General features: G+C 67.3%; 14 protein-coding genes. 8 read left to right on the forward strand and 6 right to left on the reverse strand.

Annotated elements, in window-relative coordinates; translation table 11 throughout:
* Positions 1-11 precede the first annotated feature (11 nt).
* Positions 12-2,189, reverse strand: coding sequence for an alpha/beta hydrolase domain-containing protein (locus A9J21_RS27265; RefSeq protein WP_066741171.1), 2,178 nt, complete (start codon positions 2,187-2,189; stop codon positions 12-14).
* Positions 2,190-2,379: 190 nt separating this feature from the next.
* Between A9J21_RS27265 and A9J21_RS27270 the strand changes: the two genes are divergently transcribed.
* Positions 2,380-3,006 carry a LysE family translocator gene (locus tag A9J21_RS27270; protein ID WP_066741173.1) on the forward strand — a complete coding sequence of 209 codons (627 nt, stop codon included), beginning with the start codon at positions 2,380-2,382 and terminating at the stop codon, positions 3,004-3,006.
* An 11-nt stretch (positions 3,007-3,017) separates the two neighbouring features.
* Here the strand turns inward: A9J21_RS27270 and A9J21_RS27275 are convergent, their stop codons facing one another.
* The 3 genes from A9J21_RS27275 to A9J21_RS27285 all read right to left on the reverse strand — a co-directional run bounded on the left by A9J21_RS27275 (position 3,018) and on the right by A9J21_RS27285 (position 5,648).
* Complete coding sequence (locus tag A9J21_RS27275; RefSeq protein ID WP_066741175.1) at positions 3,018-3,692, reverse strand: histidine phosphatase family protein; 675 nt, start codon at positions 3,690-3,692, stop codon at positions 3,018-3,020.
* 144 nt (positions 3,693-3,836) lie between these two features.
* Positions 3,837-4,835 (reverse strand): tripartite tricarboxylate transporter substrate binding protein, encoded by a 999-nt coding sequence (locus A9J21_RS27280; protein ID WP_066741177.1) that lies wholly within the window; start codon positions 4,833-4,835, stop codon positions 3,837-3,839.
* 117 nt (positions 4,836-4,952) lie between these two features.
* A complete protein-coding gene (locus A9J21_RS27285) occupies positions 4,953-5,648 on the reverse strand; it encodes a TetR/AcrR family transcriptional regulator (protein WP_066741179.1) in 696 nt (231 codons plus the stop codon).
* Positions 5,649-5,817: 169 nt separating this feature from the next.
* Here A9J21_RS27285 and A9J21_RS27290 point away from each other — a divergent pair, with 169 nt between their 5' ends.
* The 7 genes from A9J21_RS27290 to A9J21_RS27320 all read left to right on the forward strand — a co-directional run bounded on the left by A9J21_RS27290 (position 5,818) and on the right by A9J21_RS27320 (position 14,690).
* Positions 5,818-6,624, forward strand: coding sequence for an IclR family transcriptional regulator (locus A9J21_RS27290; RefSeq protein ID WP_066741181.1), 807 nt, complete (start codon positions 5,818-5,820; stop codon positions 6,622-6,624).
* Positions 6,625-6,700: 76 nt separating this feature from the next.
* The gene (locus A9J21_RS27295; protein ID WP_066741182.1) at positions 6,701-8,839 is read left to right on the forward strand and encodes an acetate--CoA ligase family protein; all 2,139 of its coding nucleotides are present in this window, start codon (positions 6,701-6,703) and stop codon (positions 8,837-8,839) included.
* A gap of 34 nt (positions 8,840-8,873) precedes the next feature.
* Entirely contained in the window at positions 8,874-9,869 is a 996-nt protein-coding gene (locus tag A9J21_RS27300) for a tripartite tricarboxylate transporter substrate binding protein (RefSeq protein WP_066741183.1), read from the forward strand.
* Positions 9,870-9,901: 32 nt separating this feature from the next.
* Entirely contained in the window at positions 9,902-11,224 is a 1,323-nt protein-coding gene (locus A9J21_RS27305) for a DUF1254 domain-containing protein (RefSeq protein ID WP_066741185.1), read from the forward strand.
* A 53-nt stretch (positions 11,225-11,277) separates the two neighbouring features.
* A complete protein-coding gene (locus A9J21_RS27310) occupies positions 11,278-12,606 on the forward strand; it encodes a DUF1254 domain-containing protein (protein ID WP_066741187.1) in 1,329 nt (442 codons plus the stop codon).
* Entirely contained in the window at positions 12,603-13,580 is a 978-nt protein-coding gene (locus A9J21_RS27315; protein WP_066741189.1) for a tripartite tricarboxylate transporter substrate binding protein, read from the forward strand. The genes A9J21_RS27310 and A9J21_RS27315 overlap by 4 nt, the downstream gene beginning before the upstream one ends.
* A 120-nt stretch (positions 13,581-13,700) precedes the next feature.
* Positions 13,701-14,690 carry a tripartite tricarboxylate transporter substrate binding protein gene (locus tag A9J21_RS27320; protein WP_066741191.1) on the forward strand — a complete coding sequence of 330 codons (990 nt, stop codon included), beginning with the start codon at positions 13,701-13,703 and terminating at the stop codon, positions 14,688-14,690.
* A gap of 92 nt (positions 14,691-14,782) precedes the next feature.
* Here A9J21_RS27320 and A9J21_RS27325 read toward each other — a convergent pair whose 3' ends face one another.
* Positions 14,783-15,199 carry a hypothetical protein gene (locus A9J21_RS27325; RefSeq protein WP_066741193.1) on the reverse strand — a complete coding sequence of 139 codons (417 nt, stop codon included), beginning with the start codon at positions 15,197-15,199 and terminating at the stop codon, positions 14,783-14,785.
* Between the two features lie 116 nt (positions 15,200-15,315).
* Positions 15,316-16,941: a 3'-5' exonuclease family protein gene (locus tag A9J21_RS27330; RefSeq protein ID WP_066741269.1), complete on the reverse strand. Its 1,626-nt coding sequence runs from the start codon at positions 16,939-16,941 to the stop codon at positions 15,316-15,318.
* Between the last annotated feature and the right edge of the window lie 449 nt (positions 16,942-17,390).

Here is a 17,390-nt window from a genome sequence, read left to right on the forward strand (position 1 = left end):
CCCGGGCCGCGTCAGGGCAGTACCGGGTTTGCCACCGCGCGGGCGATGATCGCATCGGCATCGCGTTGCAGCAGGAAACGCTGCGTCACGAGGTCGTTGGCCGCCGCGGTCACGGCCGCCACATAGCCGGCCTGGTCGGTATAGAGCGATTCCAGCGACGGACGTCCGTCGCCCGCAGCCGCCCGCGCGGCCTCGGTCTTGTGGAACGGAATGAACGATCCGGTCAGGTTGGACAGGTCGACGATGCCCGCAGTCGCCACGTAGTTGAACTCCAGGCTGGTGCCGATCGGCGCCCGCGCTTCCACGCTATGGATCCCCGCACGCGGGATGCCGGTCGATGCGTCGGTCTGCGGCACCAGGATCGCGTAGTCGCGGTTCAGATAGGCGGGGGGCAGGATCGTGGCGATGCCGGATTCATCCTCGCGCCGGTACTGCGGGCCGAAGTCGAGCAGCGGATAGCCGTTGTAGCGCGCCAGGTACTGGAAGTCGGGAATCGGCGTCGACGCGCCAGACACCGGCCAGCTCACGCCTTTCATCGCGGGCAGCGTCAGGCTGGCAGGCCGCACCAGCGTGCCGTCGGCCAGGGCCGGGACCTGGCTTGCCGGCGGCGTCGTACCCTTCACCACCCAGTCCTCCAGATCGATGAACAACGCGCGGAACGTGTCGTTGTGGTGGATCACCGTGCCGGCCGGATAGACATTGCGCGTGGGGGCGAACGCGATGCTGCTGGCGCCGCCCGCGCCGCCGTGCTGTGTCCCCGTGTAGTAATAGATGCGCACGTTGTCGGGCTGCTTCAGGTCGCGGAAGCCGTTGGCGTCGGTCAGCACCGGCGAGCCCTGCAATTGCCAGAACTCGGTGCCCGACAATCCGAGGAAGAACTTCGGGCAGGTGCTGCTGGCCGAGCAGCGCGCCATCACGCCGCCGGTCTTGCCGGAGATGTCGTCCACATAGTTCGTATCGAGCCCGCGCGGCGCGGTCTGGCCGAAGGCCGTGTGGTCGGTGCGCAGGCCGCCGCCGCCGCCGGGCACGGCAAAGCGCGTGTTGATATTGGTCTGCCGCGCGGCCACATGGGCGTAGATGCCATCGAACACCTTCGAGCCGTCCAGCGCCTGGTTGAAGCCCAGGTGCAGGAACGTCTTCATGGCATTGCCCGATTGCGAGGTGCCCTGACCAATCGCGTACCGGATGCGGCCCGCCAGCGGATTCGGCGTGCCGGCGCTATCCGCAGCCTTGTTGCGGAAGAAGCTGACCGTGTCGCGCAAGGCGGCCAGCCCCACGCCCATGACCTTGGGGTCCTTTGCCACGTAGACCAGTTCGTACAGGTACTGCGGATCGAAGCCGCCGCGCAGGCAGATGCTGGCGGGGTCGGCGGTACCCGGGAAGGGGTTGCCGCCATCGCATTTGGCGAATTTCCAGTCGCTGGCGGGGATGGCCACGCGCGGATCGGTCTCGTTGATGCGCCGGGTCAGCGAATAGCCGGGTTGCGTGTTGTCGAGGCTGGCAGGCGCGTAGGGCAGCATCGTCCCGTTGAACACGCCGCCGGGCAGCGACATCATCGGAGAGGCGGCGGTGGGTACCAGTTCCGAGCGGTAGGTGCCGGTGATGGACGTGCCGTCGGCATTCTTCGCCACGGGCACCGTCACGGTCAGGCGCGCGGCGGTGGACTTGGGTACGTCGCCCTGCCAGGCCGAATACAGCAGCACGTAGCCGCGCTCCAGGTACACCGCGTCGCTGGGCGCGGCGGATGGATTGGGCATCGTCAGGATGTTGCCGCGGTTGGGCGCGTCGTAGCGCAGCACGCCGCTGGCCTTGCTCATGTCCTTCGGCTTGAGCATGACGAAGTCAGCCGAGTATTCGACCATGCCATTGGCGTTGACCGGTGCCAGCGACAGGTCCTGGATGATGGCGTTTTTGGGGTCCTTCGGATCGACTTCGCCGCTGACGGTGCCGGTCACCTGCTCGTACTGGCCGACGCTGCCATAGGTGCCCGCGAAATCCTGTGTGCCCGTGATTTTCAGGGTCACGGCCGGCGTGCGGGTCGAGCCATTGCCATTGTTGCCGCCAGTGCCGGCACTGCCACCATTGCTGCTGCCGCCGTTGTCGTCACTGCCGCCGCAGGCCGCGAGCAGCGTGACCGTTGCCGCAAGGGCGAGCGCCGCCGCGTGCCGCCCATGTGCACGTGCTTCCATCGATGTCTCCTCGTCTTTGTTTTCGAATGGCCGTCCCGTCATGCGCGGGAGGCGACTCGAATATAGGCCGCCGCGATTGTGCTGATAAATTGATTGTTTGAATGGATTCATCGATCCTGCAGAAAAGCGCCGGCACGCGGGTGGCGGAGCCATCGGCTACCATGGCGTCTCACTTTCCTGGAGCGCCCACATGCCGCCGCTTGAAACACTGCTGCCTTTCCTGGGAATCGCCGTCCTGCTGAGCCTGGCGCCGGGGCCCGACAACATCTTCGTGCTGCTGCAATCGGCGATGCACGGCACGCGTGCGGGGCTGACCGTGGTGCTGGGTCTGTGTACGGGCCTGCTAGTCCATACGGCAGTGGTGGCCGTGGGCCTGGCCGCGCTGCTGGCGGCCTCAGCGGTGGCGTTCACCGTGCTGAAGATCGTCGGCGCGCTATACCTGGTTTATCTGGCGTGGCAGGCGTTTCGCGCGCCGGTGGGGGAAATCGGCAAGGATGAAGCCGCTGCGCGCCCAGTCAAGAACATGTACTTGCGCGGCGTGGTCATGAACCTGACCAATCCCAAGGTGGTGATCTTCTTCCTGGCGTTCCTGCCGCAGTTCGTGAATGCGAAGCAGGGTCACGTGGCGCTGCAGATCATGGTGCTGGGCTTTGCCTTTATCGTGGCCACGCTGCTGGTATTCGGCTCCATCGCGTGGTTCTCGGGCCTGTTCGGCCGCGTGCTGATGCGCTCGGCGCGCGTGCAGCGCGCCGTGAACTGGTTTGCGGGAACGGTTTTCCTGGCGCTGGCCGGCAAGCTGGCGCTGTCGCAGCGCTAGGGCGGAGCCGGTCAGGCGAACGTGATCGCGCGGCGCCGCTCGGGGTGTTCCAGGTGCGGCACGTTGTTGAAGCTCAGCAGGCGCTGCGTGCCGCGGCCAACGATCAGTTCGCAGAAGCCGGTGTTGCGGAACTGCAGGTTCAGCTCGATGGCGGTCTGCGTGGGCGCACCGAGCAGGTCGGCGATGGCCCGGCCAATGGCGCCGCCAGAGCTGACCACGAGCAGGGCGTCCTCGCGTGCGGCGCCCTCGGTGGCCGTCGATAGCGCGGCCTGCATGCGCGTGCCGAATTCGCCCCAGCTTTCGGGCATGCCGGTGAGCTGGTCCTGCGTCCACGCCGCGAATGCCGCGCGGAACGTGCGCCAGTAATCCTGGTAGTCGCCGTTCTGGTGCGCGCGATGATCGGCGCCATTGGTGAAGCTGCGGTAAAGCGCTTCGCCGTCGTATTCGTTCAGGCCCTTGTGCGTGTCCACCGCAAAGTCCGTGGTGCCCATGCCGCTCAGGATTTCGGTGGCGGTGTCCTGCTGGCGCACCAGCGAACCGGCCACCACGCGCTTGAACTCGACGCCCCGGTCCTTGAAATACTCGCCAAGCCAGCGGGCCTGCTGGCGGCCGACATCCGACAGGCAATCGTAGTTGGCGGCGCCAAACGAGGCTTGGCCGTGACGGACCAGGAAGAGCGTGGCCATGATGTGGAAATCTGCAAAGAGGATATGGCGCGATTCTAGTCGGGCGATGCCTGCGGGCCCAGCAAGGCCCGCAGGAATTCATGACGGCCATGGTTTCGCTGCATGCCGTGCCACGGGTGGCACGTCGCTGGCAAAGGACCGAAGTCAGTCGAGCGTCACGCCGGTATCGGCCGTCAGCTTCAGCACCACCGGAAGATAGGCCTTGTACGCACGTTCGGCCTCGGGCGGGGTGTTGCCGATCGGCTCGGCGCCCATTTCGTCGATCTTTGCCTGCAGCTCGGGGGTCCTGACCAGTGACGCCACTTCATGGCCCAGCCGCTCGACGATGGCGTCAGGTGTCTTCGCCGGCACCAGCAGCGTGGTCGGCCCCACGATCTTGTAGGCCGCATCGCCATAGCCAGCCTCGGCGAACGTCGGCACGTCGGGCAGGGCCCTGGCGCGGGTGGTGCCGGCCACGGCCAGCGGGCGCAGCTTGCCGGTGGCGATGTGCTGGCGCAGCGTGGTGACCGAACCGATCGTCACGTTGACCTGCCCGGCCAGCAGATCGGTGACCATCGGCCCTTCGCCGCGATACGGCACATGCAGGATGTCCACGCCATAGGTCTTGTCCATATAGGCCTGGATGGTGTGCGGCTGCGTGCCCGGTCCCCACGATCCCATGCGCAGCTTGCCCGGCTCTTTCTTCGCGTAGGTGATCAGCTCGTTGACGGTCTTGACCGGCACGGCGCTGTTGACGGCCAGCACCGTGCGGGCCATCGCCACGTCCGAGACCGGGCGCAGGTCGGTGCGCGGATCGTAGGGCAGCTTCTTGTACAGCGCCAGGTTGGCCGTGATCGGACCCGGGATCGTCATCAGCAGCGTGTAGCCGTCAGGTGCCGACTTGGCAACGAAATCGGTGCCGATAATGCCGCCCGCGCCGCTCTTGTTTTCCACCACCACCGGCTGGCCCAGCCGTTTGGACAGCCCGTCGGCCACCTGGCGTGCCAGCGTGTCGGTCAGCCCGCCGGCCGGATAGGGCACCACCAGGCGGATCGGCTTGGTCGGATAGTCGCCCTGCGCCAACGCGGCCAGCGGCAGCAGCGCCAGCGCCGCGCAGGCAACGCGTGTCGCCCACCGCCGGCGCGGCAACATGGTTTGCTTCATGGTGTGTCTCCTCTTTTTGTGCCCGGTCTGCATGCCAGACATGCCGCTATGACTGCGGCTGATGCGGGCGGTTGGACAAATGAAGCGAGGGAATGCGGTTGGGCTGGCCTGGCGTGGTCAGGCGTCGGTGCCCACGTCAATGCCCAGATAGCGGCCGAGCATGCGTGCCATTTCCACGGGCAGGCGTTCGTCATCCAGATGCAGCGGCCCCGGGTTGTTCAGCACGGCGTTGACCAGCATCCCGAACACCATCTGCATCGCGAACCGCACGCGCAGTTCGGCTTCGGCGGCCGGGCCGGACAGGCGCGGCACCAGCAGGATCACGAGCCGGTCGATCAGCTCCTGGCCGTTCTTCTGGTGCGGCAGCCATTGCTCGGGGTGGGTTGTGGCGTGTTTGAGTGAAGCGCGAATCACGCCGCGATTGGTGCGGCAGCCATTGACCATGAAGCGCATGGTCTTCTCGATGATCTGGGCCGCCGGGGCTTCCTGCCAGCGATGTTCGGCCATGTAGCGCGCCACCGACGCATCGGATTCCTCCATCACCGACGCACGCAGCGCATCGAAGAACGCCATCTTGTCGCGAAACCGGCCGTAGAACGCACCCACGGACACCTGGCATGCCGCGGCGATCTGCGCCACCGACACGGCCGCGAAATCGCGTTCAGCCAGCAGCTGGCGCCCGGCCGTCAGCAGGGCCTGCTCGGTCTCCTTGGCGCGGCGCTGGCGCGGAGGCTGCAGGATTGACGACGTGTCCACGCGCGGGAACGCCGTGGCGGGAGTGGCGGTTTCGGTACGTGTGGCAGGGGCTTGCATGGGCTTTTCCGTATGCGAATTCGGATTCGGTTTTGCACCTTACGATTCGGCCCGATGCACCGTCAAGTCAGGGTTTACGCTCCGGATTTCCAATATATGGAAATTCGTTCCGCTTTTTGACATGATGCCGAATCGACGCCCACACTGGAATCCAGGAGACGACATGCCCATGAACACCCCGGTCGAACAATTCATTGCCGAACGCCGCCGCGAAGATCCCTCGTTCGGCGGGCTGCTGGCCAAGGGGTTTGCGCTGCTGCGCTGCTTCATCGACGATCCGCGCCCGCTGGGCAACGGCGAACTGTCGCAGCGGCTGCAACTGCCGCGCGCCACGGTATCGCGCATCTGCCGCACGCTGTTCGAGCTGGGCTATCTCGACTGGGACCCGAAGCTCGACAAGTACTTTGTGGGCGCGCAGGTGCTGGCGCTGGGCTATCCGTACCTGGCCGGGCTGCCGGTGCGCCATCTGGCGCGACCGCTGATGCAAACGCTCGCCAACCAGGTGGAGGGTGCCGTGTCGATGGGCGTGGCGCACCGGCTCGACGTGACGTACCTGGAGTCGTGCACGCACATGGAGGGCACGTCCGCGCGGCCGGCCGTGGGCGCGGTGCGGTCGGTGCTGACCACGGCAATGGGGCGGGCGTTCCTCTGCACGCTGTCGAAAAGCGAGTTCGAGAAGCTGATGATGCTGGCGCGCACCGACCGTCCGCAGGAATTTGCCGTGTGCTACGAGACCGTCTGCCATAACGTGGCGCACTACCCCAAGCGCGGCTTCACGCTCAACGAAGGCGATGCCGGCGAAGACATCCATGGCGTGGGGGTCTATTCGCGCATCACCTACCTGAACCGGCCGCTGCTGTTCAACTGCGCGCTGCCGGGCCTGCGCGTCAGGCGCGGGATGATGGAAAAGCGCGTGGCGCCGCTGCTGCGCGAGATGGTGCGCGCCATCGAGAACATGGCCGGCGTGGGACGCTAGCCGCCGGGCGCGGGCCCGGATCGCCCGCACGACAGAACGCCTTGGCACGTACCGGGGCGTCATCAACGGAGACACCATGCAGGACCTGCAGCCCTTGTTGTGCCCGCGCTCGATCGCGGTGATCGGCGCATCGACGCAGCCCGAAAAGGTGGGCGGCGTGCCGCTTCGCCTGCTTGGCGAACTCGGTTATGGCGGCCGTGTGTTTCCGGTCAATCCCGGCGCCGATACCGTGCAGGGGCTGCGCGCCTACGCGTCGGTGGCCGACATCGGCGAGCCCGTGGATCTTGCCATCGTGGCCGTGCCGGCGCCCGCCGCCCCGGACGTGATGACGCAACTGGGCCAGGCCGGCACGCGGGCCGCCGTGGTGTTCACCTCGGGCTTTGCCGAAGTCAGCGGCGGCGGCGACCTGCAGCACGCACTCGCCACGCAAGCCCGCGCCCATGGCGTGCAACTGCTGGGCCCCAACTGCCTGGGCGCGATGAACCTGCGCGAGCGCATGTTCGCCACGTTCTCGCCAATTCCGCTCGGTGGCGTGCCGCCGGTCGGGCATGTGGGGCTGGTCAGCCAGAGCGGTGCATTCGGCGCGTACGCGTTTGCGCTGGCGCGCGAGGCAGGCCTGGGCCTGAGCCATTGGGTGACCACGGGTAACGAGGCCGGGCTGCAGGTGGCCGACGTGATCGAGTGGCTAGCCAACGATCCGCAGACGCATGTGATCCTGGCCTATATCGAAGGCGCGCGCGACGGCGTGCGTCTGCGCCGCGCGCTGGCTGCCGCGCGCGCTGCCGGCAAGCCCGTGGTCATCGCCAAAGTGGGTACCACGGCAGCGGGCGCCAGTGCCGCGCAATCGCATACGGCCAGCCTGGCCGGCGAAGACGCCGTGTACCAGGCCGTGTTCGACGAATATGGCGTGCATCGCGCGCATACGCTCGAAGCATTTTTCCGCCTGGGCTATACGCTGGCGCGCGGACGCCGGCCGGCACAATGGCAGTCGCCGTCGGGCCTCGCCGCGGATGCTGTGGCGCCGGTGGCGATCGTCACGGTGTCGGGCGGCGTGGGCATCATGATGGCGGACAGCGCCGAGACGCTGGGTCTGCCATTGCCGCCGATGCCCGATGCCGCCGCCCGGGCGCTGCGCACGGCCATTCCGTTTGCCAGCACTGCCAATCCCATCGACGTCACCGGTCAGGTCGTGGCGCAGCCGCAGGTGTTTGTCGATGCGCTGGCGAATGTGGCGCGCTGCGGCCAGTATGGCGCGGTGGCGGCATTCCTGGCCGGCGGCGTCAATGCGCCGCGCCTGTGGCCCGTGCTGCAGGACACCGTGTCCGCGCTGGAGGCCGATCGGCACGCCGCGCCGCTGTTGATCTCGGGCGTGATGGACGACGACAAGCGCGCGTGGCTCGAAGCGCGCGGCTGCCTGGTGTTCCGCGAACCCGCACACACGATGGAAGCCGTGGCGGCGCTGGCAAAGGCTGCGGCCCTGGAGGCGACTTCGCATGGCGATGACGGTGCGCCCGCGTTGCCGGGCCTGCGGCAGGTCATGCCTGCCGACGCCTCCGCGCTGTCGGAGGCCGAAGCCATGGCATTGCTGGCGCAAGCCGGCGTACCAGTGGTGCCGCACGGTGTGGCCTGCGATGCCGATGCCGCCGTGGCGCTTGCCGCATCGATCGGCTACCCGGTGGCCGTCAAGATCTGCTCGCGCCATATCCTGCACCAGAGCGATATCGGCGGCGTGGTGCTGAACCTGCGCGACGCCGATGCCGTGCGTGCCGCGTTCGAAACGGCGCGCCAGGCGGCTGCGCACGCTTGCGACGCCGGCGGCCACGCCGTGCCGTTCGAAGGGGCCATCGTCGCCGGCATGGCACGCGGCTGGGGCGAGATCATGGTGGGCGTGCGGCGCGATCCGGTGTTCGGCCTGGTGGCGCTGGCCGGCATCGGCGGCACCGCCGTGGAGATCTTCCGGCAGATGGCCTTTGGCCTGGCGCCGCTGTCGCGGCAACGCGCCCGTGCAATGCTGACGCAGAGCCGGGCCGCTGCGCTGTGCAGCGGGCACCGTGGTCATCCGGCCATCGACCTCGACGCCGTGGCCGACGTACTGGTCAATGTGTCGCGTGCCGCTGCAGCGATTGGCGACCGGCTCGATACGCTCGAAATCAACCCGTTCATCGTTGGCCCCGGCGGGCTCGTTGCGGCGGACGCTGTCATCACGCTGCGCTGACGCAGCGGCCATCCAGACAATACGGAGACAGATCATGCGATCAACGATTCGCAGGATGCGGCACGCGCTGGCGTTGTGGCTGGCGGCAGGGGTGGCAGGCGCAATGACGTTGCCCGTGGCAGTTGCCGCCGATGCATATCCCGGCAAGCCCATCCGGCTGGTGGTGCCGTTTCCGCCCGGCGGCGGCACCGATGTGGTGGGGCGCATGGTGGCCGCGCGCCTGTCGACCGTGCTCAAGGGCACGGTGGTGGTCGAAAACGTGGCAGGCGCCACCGGCACCATCGGCACGGCACAGGTGGCTCGCGCCGCGCCCGACGGCTACACGATCGTACTTGGCATCTCGGCCACGCATGCCATTGCCCCGGCGATCTTCCCGAAGCTGACCTACGACCCGCTGCGCGATTTCGTGCCCATCGGCCGCATTGCTTACGGCGGCAATGTACTGGTGGCAAATCCGGCGTTCCCGGCCCATGACGTGCGCGCGCTGATCGCGATGGCGAAGCAGCCCGGCGCGGACCTGGCCTATGGCTCGTGGGGCCAGGGCTCCGGCGGCCATCTGGCGGGGGAAAGCCTGAACGTGTCCGCGGGCATCCATTTGCGGCACGTGCCCTACAAGGGTGTGGCGCCGATGCTGAACGACGTGATGGGCGGCACGGTGCCCATCGCCATGTCCGATCTGGCCGGCACCTTGCCGCTGATTCGCAGTGGCAAGGTGCGTGCGCTGGCCGTGTCGGGGTCCGAGCGATCGGCCGCGCTGCCCGATGTGCCGACGCTCGCCGAGTCGGGCATCGCGTTCCGCGTCGACAGCTGGTACGCGCTGTTCGCCCCGGCCAGGACGCCGCCGGCCATCGTCGACCGGCTGGAAGGCGCGGTACACGTTGCCATGCAGGACAGCGCGCTGCAGGCGCAGATCGCGGCCATGGGCATGCGCTACCAGCCCGTGTCGCGCACGCAGTTCACAAGCCAGATGCGCGACGACGCGCGGGCGTGGGCCGCGCTCGTGACATCGAGCGGCGCCGCGCTGGAATGAACCCGATATCCCCATCCATCCGAATCATCGACATGAACCATCCTGCCTTTCCCGCTCATCCCGCCATTGCCTCGCCTGTCCACGCCAGCCCGCAGGAGGCCCTGGTGGCTGCTGCCGCGCTGCCGCTGGTGATCTACGGCTACCCGCTGATCGAGACCTTGCGCACCTGCCGCCTGCAGACGTCGGTGGATGCCCCGACGCGTTACGGCCGTGCGCCGATGAACATGCTGTCCGCCAGCGCGCGCCAGTGGACCCACGAAGACCGCGACATCGTCACGCCCGCCAACGACCTGCTCTACTTCTGCGGCTGGCTCAACCTGGCGGACGGCCCGGCCACGATCCGCGTGCCCGCGCTGCCCGATGCCGACCGCTACTACGTGGTGGAACTGCTGGATGCCCACACCAACAACTTCGCCAACCTGGGCCCGCGCAGCGTGCCGCGCGAAGGCGCCAACGTCGAGATCGTCGGGCCCGGCCAGCGTGGCAGCGGTGTGCATGTGGTGCAGGCGCCCACCGCGCTGGTCTGGGTGATTGGCCGCGTGCTGGTGACCGACCCCGACGACCTGGCACGTGCCAATGCCTTCGAGCAGGGCTTCCAGGTTGTGCAAAGCGCCGGCCCGGCCCGGCCGGCCAGCGTGGCGCAGTGGCAGGACACCGACGATGCCGGCGTGGACTTCTTCCAGAACCTGTTCCGGGCGATGCGCGATTTCCCGCCCAGCGCACAGGAACAGGGCCTGTTCACGCTGCTGCGCAAGGTGGGCATGCGGCTTGAGGACGACGTGGAAGTGGCGGCACTGCGGCCGTCGATCGTCAATGGCCTGCGCAGCGCCTACGCCCAGGGCATGGCGCTGATCGAAGCCCATACCCGCAGCCAGGGACACAAGGCCTGGGGCTACAGCATGCGACTGGGAATCTATGGCGACGACTGGATGCTGCGCGCCTGCACGGCCATGAAGGGGCTGGGCGCGCTGCGCGGGGACGAGGCGGTGTACGCAATGGCCGATTTCGACGCCGATGGCGAGCCGCTGCAAGGCCAGCACCGATACGAACTGCGCTTTCCGCCCGGCATGCTGCCGCCGGCCGAAGCGTTCTGGTCGGTATCGCTCTATGGGCAGGATCGCTATTTTTCGGCCAACGAGATCGGCCGCTATGCGGTTGGCGACCGCACCCCCGGCCTGCGCATGGAGGCGGACGGCACGCTGGTCATCCCCATCGGACATGCCCGGCCGGCCGACGATGCCAACTGGCTGCCCGCGCCTGACGGCCCGTTCTACCTGATCCTGCGGCTGTACCACCCGTCCGCCGGTTTTATCGCCGGCCAGTACACGATTCCCGCAGTCCGCCGGATCGGCTGAGGCCGGCGCGGAACACGCATCCCTATATATAAGAGAAAAGGAGACACCCGCCCATGTCCGAAACCCGCACCGCCGATAGCGCCAGCCTGCCGCAGCTGGCGCGCGAAGCCGTAATCTACACCTTGCCGCTCTACGAGATGGCCCGCATGCGCGCGGCCACCTGCCCGCGCCGCAACCGCGCCGGCCAGTTTGCCGGCGACGGCCCCGATTCCTCGCTGCGCTGGGTCAACCACCTGATCCACACGCGCGAACTGCTGGGGCCGCAGCATCGCCAGGTGGTCACGCCCAACAACGACACGCTGTACACCAATGCCTGGCTCGACCTGTCGCGCGAGCCCGTGGTGCTGGAAGTGCCCGATTTTGCCGGCCGCTACTACGTGCTGGGCCTGCTCGATTTCTATACCAATCCGTTTGGGTACCTGGGCAGCCGCACCACCGGCACCGGTGCGGGCCGCTTTCTGCTGCACGGGCCCGAATGGCGTGGCGAGGTGCCGGCCGGCATGCAGGCCATCGCATGTCCGACCAACGCCGTGTGGATGATCGGTCGGCTGCTGGTGGACGGCGATGCCGACCTGGCCGCCGGCCATGCGTTGCAGGACGCCATCGCACTGAAGCGGCTCGATGGCGAACCTGCCGCGTTTGCCTTCGATGTCGGCATGCAGCCGCGCGAGCATCTGGGCGATCCCCGGCGCTTTGCCGCGATAGTCAACCAGATGCTTGCGGACAACCCGCCGCCGCGCGCCGAAGCCGGCATGGTGGCCCGCTTTGCCGACGCCGGGATCGGCAAGGGACTCGCGCCCACGCCGTTGCAGCTCGAGGTGCTTGGCGAGGCGCTGCAGGGCGTGCTGGCCGACCTGGCCGAACCGCAGGCGTCCGACATGGGCGGCGGCTGGGCGATGTCGGTGGACGTGCGCGAGTCGTTCGGCACCCACTACCTGCAACGCGCGCTGGTGGCGCGCAACTATATTGGTGCGCTGGGCGTGCAGGAGGCCATGTACGTGATGGCCGACCGCTGTGCCGATGGCACGCCGCTCGAAGGCGGCCATGCCTACCGGCTGCACTTTGCGGCCGACAACCTGCCGCGCGTGGGCGCGTTCTGGTCGCTGACCATGTACGACAAGGGCGACTGCATGCTGGTGCCGAACGCGCTGGCGCGCTACTCGCTGGGCGACCGGTCGCCCACGCTGGCCCGTGGCGCTGACGGCAGCCTGACGCTGTACCTGTCGGCACAGCCGCCGAAGGATCGTGCACTGCATGGCAACTGGCTGCCGGCGCCGGCCGGGGCATTCTATGTGGCGCTGCGCCTGTACGTGCCCCAGCCGGAACACCTTGACCGCACCTATCGCTATCCCGCCATCGAGCGGGTGAGGGAGGCATCATGACCCCATCGCAACTGACGCGCCGCCGCCTGCTGGGCGCGGTGGCACTGGCCGGCGTGGTGCCGCACGCCTTCGGCAATACGTGGCCGGGCAAGCCGGTGCGGCTGGTGTCGCCCTACGGGCCCGGCGGATCGAACGATACGTCGGCGCGCGTGCTGGCCGAGGCGCTGAGCCGCAAGTACGGCCAGCAGGTGGTGGTGGAGAACAAGCCCGGCGCCGGCACGCGCGTGGCCAGCGAAAACGTGGCGCACGCTACGGCCGATGGTTATACGCTGCTCTGGGCCGCCGCGCCGTTCGCCATCAACACGGCTGCAGGGCTGTCGCAGCGGTTCGATATCCACAAGGATTTTGTCGCCGTGGGGCCGCGCGTGCTGGGGCCGGTGTTCCTGATCGTCAATGCCGGTTCGCCGGTCAGGACCGTGGCGGATTTTGTGAAGATGGCGAAGCAGAAGCCCGACGGCGTCACGTTCGCATCGCCGGGCATCGGCTCGGGGCCGCATCTGACTGCCGAGTTGTTTGCCGCGCAGTCGGGGTTCAAGGCGCTCAACGTCCATTACCGGGGCGATGCCACGGCCTATACCGAACTGCTGGCGGGCCGCGTCGATGCCACCCTGACGGCAATCACGACGGCGCTGCCGTTTATCCAGGCCGGCAAGCTGCGCGTGATCGCGGTGGCCGCCGACGCGCGCACGCCGGTCCATGCCGACGCGCCAACCTTTGCCGAACAGGGCGTGCCCGGCGTGGTGGGCTACGGCTGGTTCGGTATCGTGGCGCCAGCCGGCACGCCACCGGCCATCGTGCAGCAGATCAATCGCGATGCCAGCCAGGCACTGGCCGACCCGCAGATCAACCAGAAGCTGCTGGCGCTGGGTCTTCAGCCGTCGCCGGGCAGCAGCGCGGACTTTGCGGGCTTTATCGATGGCGAGGTAAGAAAATGGGGCGCCCTGATCAAGGCGCGAGGCATCGTGCTGGAATAGGGCCGCCCCGGACAGGGGCTTTCAGTCGGCGGTAAAAGCGCTTCACAAGAATGTCATAAAAACGTCACAATACCGGACCGGTCCCTGCCGCATAGAGCGGGGCCGCATCCGGAGAGAGAAATGACGTTGTTCAGTACCCGCCGCGCCCGGCTTGCCCTGGCCGCCATGGTCCTTACCCCGCTGGCACTGGCCGCCGGCGCCGCGCAGGCCGCCTGGCCGGACAAGCCGATTCGCATGGTGGTGGGCTTTCCGCCTGGCGGGCCGGTCGATACCCATGCACGCATCCTGTCGGAAAAGCTGCAGCCGATCCTGGGCCAGACCGTCGTGCTCGACTACAAGGCCGGGGCCGCCGGCAATATCGGATCGGACAACGTGGCCAAGGCCGCGCCCGACGGCTATACGCTGCTGATCGCCAATACTGGCCAGATGGCGATCAACGGCTCGCTCTATCCCAAGCTGCCGTATGGCATGCCCAAGGATTTCGCGCCCGTGGCACGTACCGCGCTGATTCCGCTGGTGATGGTCGTCAACAACAACGTGCCGGCCAGAAACCTGAAGGAATTCATCGCCTATGCCAAGGCGAATCCCGGCAAGCTCAACTTTGCATCGGGCGGCAATGGCGGTATTTCGCACCTGATGCCCGAGATGTTCAAGCAGGCGTCGGGCACGTTTATCGTCCACATCCCCTACAAGGGCAGCGCGCCGGCGCTGACCGACGTAATGGGTGGACAGGCCCAGATGATGGCCGACTCGATTCCGCTGTTCACCCAGCATATCAAGGCCGGCAAGGTGCGCGCGCTGGCGGTGACGTCGGGCAAGCGTTCGCCGGCGCTGCCCGATGTGCCCACCATGGAAGAATCGGGCCTCAAGGGCTTCGAGGTGGTGGGCTTCTACGGCGTGCTGGCGCCGGCAGGCACGCCGAAGGAAATCGTCGACAAGCTGTCTGGCGCGCTGCGCACCGTGCTGGCGGATCCGGACACCAAGGCCAAGCTGGAGGCACAGGGCGCCGAACCGGCCTGGCAATCGCCGGAGGCCTTTGCGGCAACGATCGTCAGCGAGCAGAAGCGCTGGGGGCAGGCCGTCAAGGTGTCGGGCGCGAAGATCGATTGATGGATCGAGCGACGGATCGGCGGGTTGCGTGATAGACGTTCCGCCGGGCCGAAGGATGGCGGGGCGGTTGGCGCCCCGACCGCAGCCGGTAATCAGCCGGTGGCCTTGCGGGCCAGTCCGGCACAGGTGCCGACCAGGCTCTGGGTGCAGCACGCGCTGCCGCTCCATTCGCCGCGGCTGACGTTGCCGTCGGGGCCGGCCACCAGCTTGCGCTGGCACTGGGCTACCCTGGCCGGGGGCTCCAGCCCTGCATCGCGCGGGCCGCTGCCCGGCGGGCGGGCGACGGGCATTTCGTCTGTCCAGACATAGGCCGTGCCGCCCGGCACGGCTTGCACCGACTGGGGCGGTCCCCACTGTGCCTTGGCCTGGTCGATCGGTACGCCTTTCCACGAATCGAAGATGCGCTGCATGGTGCCGGCCTCGATATTGGCGCACGCGGTGGCCAGGATGATGGCGCCGGCAGCCAGCAGCAAGGCGCGGCAGGCGGCAGGTCGGGGCGAAGCAGGCATGGCGGCTCCATCTCGCGGGTGCAATCCCGCCTGTCGGAGGCTAGCTGCTTGGCCGAGGGCTGGCAACGCGTCTATGCGCGCCGCCGCACCAAACGGCGTCCGCGACCTATCTCCTTTTAGCCAAACAGCGATGGCTGGACGTCCGCCAGCGACGCCGTGCGCCTTGGTGCGGCGCGCGGCTTTGGCGGTGGTTCGGCCTGGTCGGGTGCAGTGAACGTGGCCGCAATTGGTGCGCTGGATGCGATTGGCGCAATCGGGGCCGTCAATACAAAGGGGCGGGCCGATTCCAGCAGCACCGCCGTTGCCTTGAGGCTGGCGAGGTGCGGCGCCAGGATCAGGTAGGTATCGATATCGAAGCGGGCTGGCAGGGCGGTCAGGCCTTGGGCTTCCGCCAGCGTCCGCGCGGTTCCCAGATAGCACCAGTCCTCGATGACATGCCAGGGCTGGTCGGGTTGCTCGCCCTCGCGCCAGGCAATCGCGCCATCGAAGGGCCATGGCATGACCGTCAGCGCATCGAGCGCGGCCAGCGTGCGCTGGCGATGGTCGGCCCGCGATTCATGACCGGTGCAGGCCCCCGCGCAGCGCTGCACCTGCCGCGCAAAGCAGGGGTTGCCACGGCGCGCCGTCGGCTCGAGCATCAGGGTGACCAGGCAAAGCTGATGCTCTTCGGCCAGTGCAAGCAGGCGCGCGCGTGCCGCGGCGCGGCTCGGAAATACGCCATAGAGCCTGGCGTGGCGGCTGAAGTCCACCTGTCGATCCGAACGCAGGCGGGGAGCGGGCAGACCATCGACCATTTCCCATGCGAACAGCGCTTCGTTGTGCCGCAGCTGATGGTTGTGCAGCGGCCGCAGCGTCTTGACGAGGTTTGCCTCCAGCAGCAAGGCGCCGATCTCGCCGCCGGTTTCGCGCCAATCCACCCGCCTGACCGCACGTGCGATGCGCATTTCCTTTGGATTGGTGTGATCGCCGGAAAAATGAGCGCGAATGCGCTGCCGCAGGTGGATGCTCTTGCCTATATATAGCAAGGCGTCGTCGTCGCCATGGAACAGATAGACACCGGGGCGGTCTGGCACATCGTCCAGGGCGGTCTCGCTCAGGCCGGCGGGCAGGCTGGCATGCTTGACCAGCGTCCTGACAGCCGACTCGACCAGATCGACGGAATAGAGGCCGTGGATCTTCTGCCAGAACTGCCAGAGCAGTTCGGCGTCGGCGAGCGCGCGGTGGCGGCCCTTTGGTATCAGGTTGAAGCGGGCGATCAGCGCGTCCAGCCCATGGCGCTCCACGGAGGGGAACAGCGACCGGGACAGCCGCAGCGTGCAAAGGACATCGGCGCGGAACGTCACGCCGGCGCGCCGGAACTCGTTCTTCAGGAAGCCGTAGTCGAAGCGGGCATTGTGGGCGACGAACAGTCGGCCCTGTAGCCGTTCGGCCAATAGTTCGGCAATCGACGCGAAGGTGGGTTGCCCGCGCACCATGTCGTCGGTGATCCCGGTCATCCCCTGGATAAATGGCGGGATGCTGGCCTGCGGATCGACAAGGGTGTCCCACTCGTGAATGCCGTCGGGGCCCACTTCCACGACGCCGATCTCGGTGATCCGGTCGCGCTGGGCATCCGGCCCTGTCGTCTCCAGATCCACAAAGGCAATGGGGCGGGCCAGCGCGGTGGCCAGCGCAAGGGCATCAAGCGCCCCCGCGTCCCGGCTGGACAGGCGTTCGGGGAGATAGGTGGGCGGTTCCGGCATCGTCGTCATCCGGCGATTCTAAGGGATCGGAAAATTCTTTTGCGAAACCCCTTGCGCACCTGCCGAAAGGCATCTAATATTCGCCCCCTCGCAACACGAAGCGCACTGCAAACGCAGCAGCGACAAGGGTTTGCGGGGTCAGCAGGGGGTTGGGGTTGCGAGGGTTTGCAGCGCTGACCGGCAGAAAAAAGTTCTGCAAAAACTGTTGACGAAACGTTGAATGCTCTGCATAATCTCGTTTCTCCGCTGCAACGAAAAACGACGCAGCGACAGCGAACGGCAAAGCCGGCGCTGAGGTTCTTTAACAATCAAACAACCGATAAGTGTGGGCGCTTGATGGCGAACGCCACGCAGACTCCGGTCTGCGTGATGCTTCAAAAGTTATCAGTGCTCGCACAGTAAAACATGTTGGTTTGCGTCGCGAGACGCGAGCCAGTCAGTTTTCTGAG

The sequence above is a fragment of the Cupriavidus sp. D384 genome, assembly GCF_001652915.1.
Taxonomy (GTDB): Bacteria; Pseudomonadota; Gammaproteobacteria; order Burkholderiales; family Burkholderiaceae; genus Cupriavidus.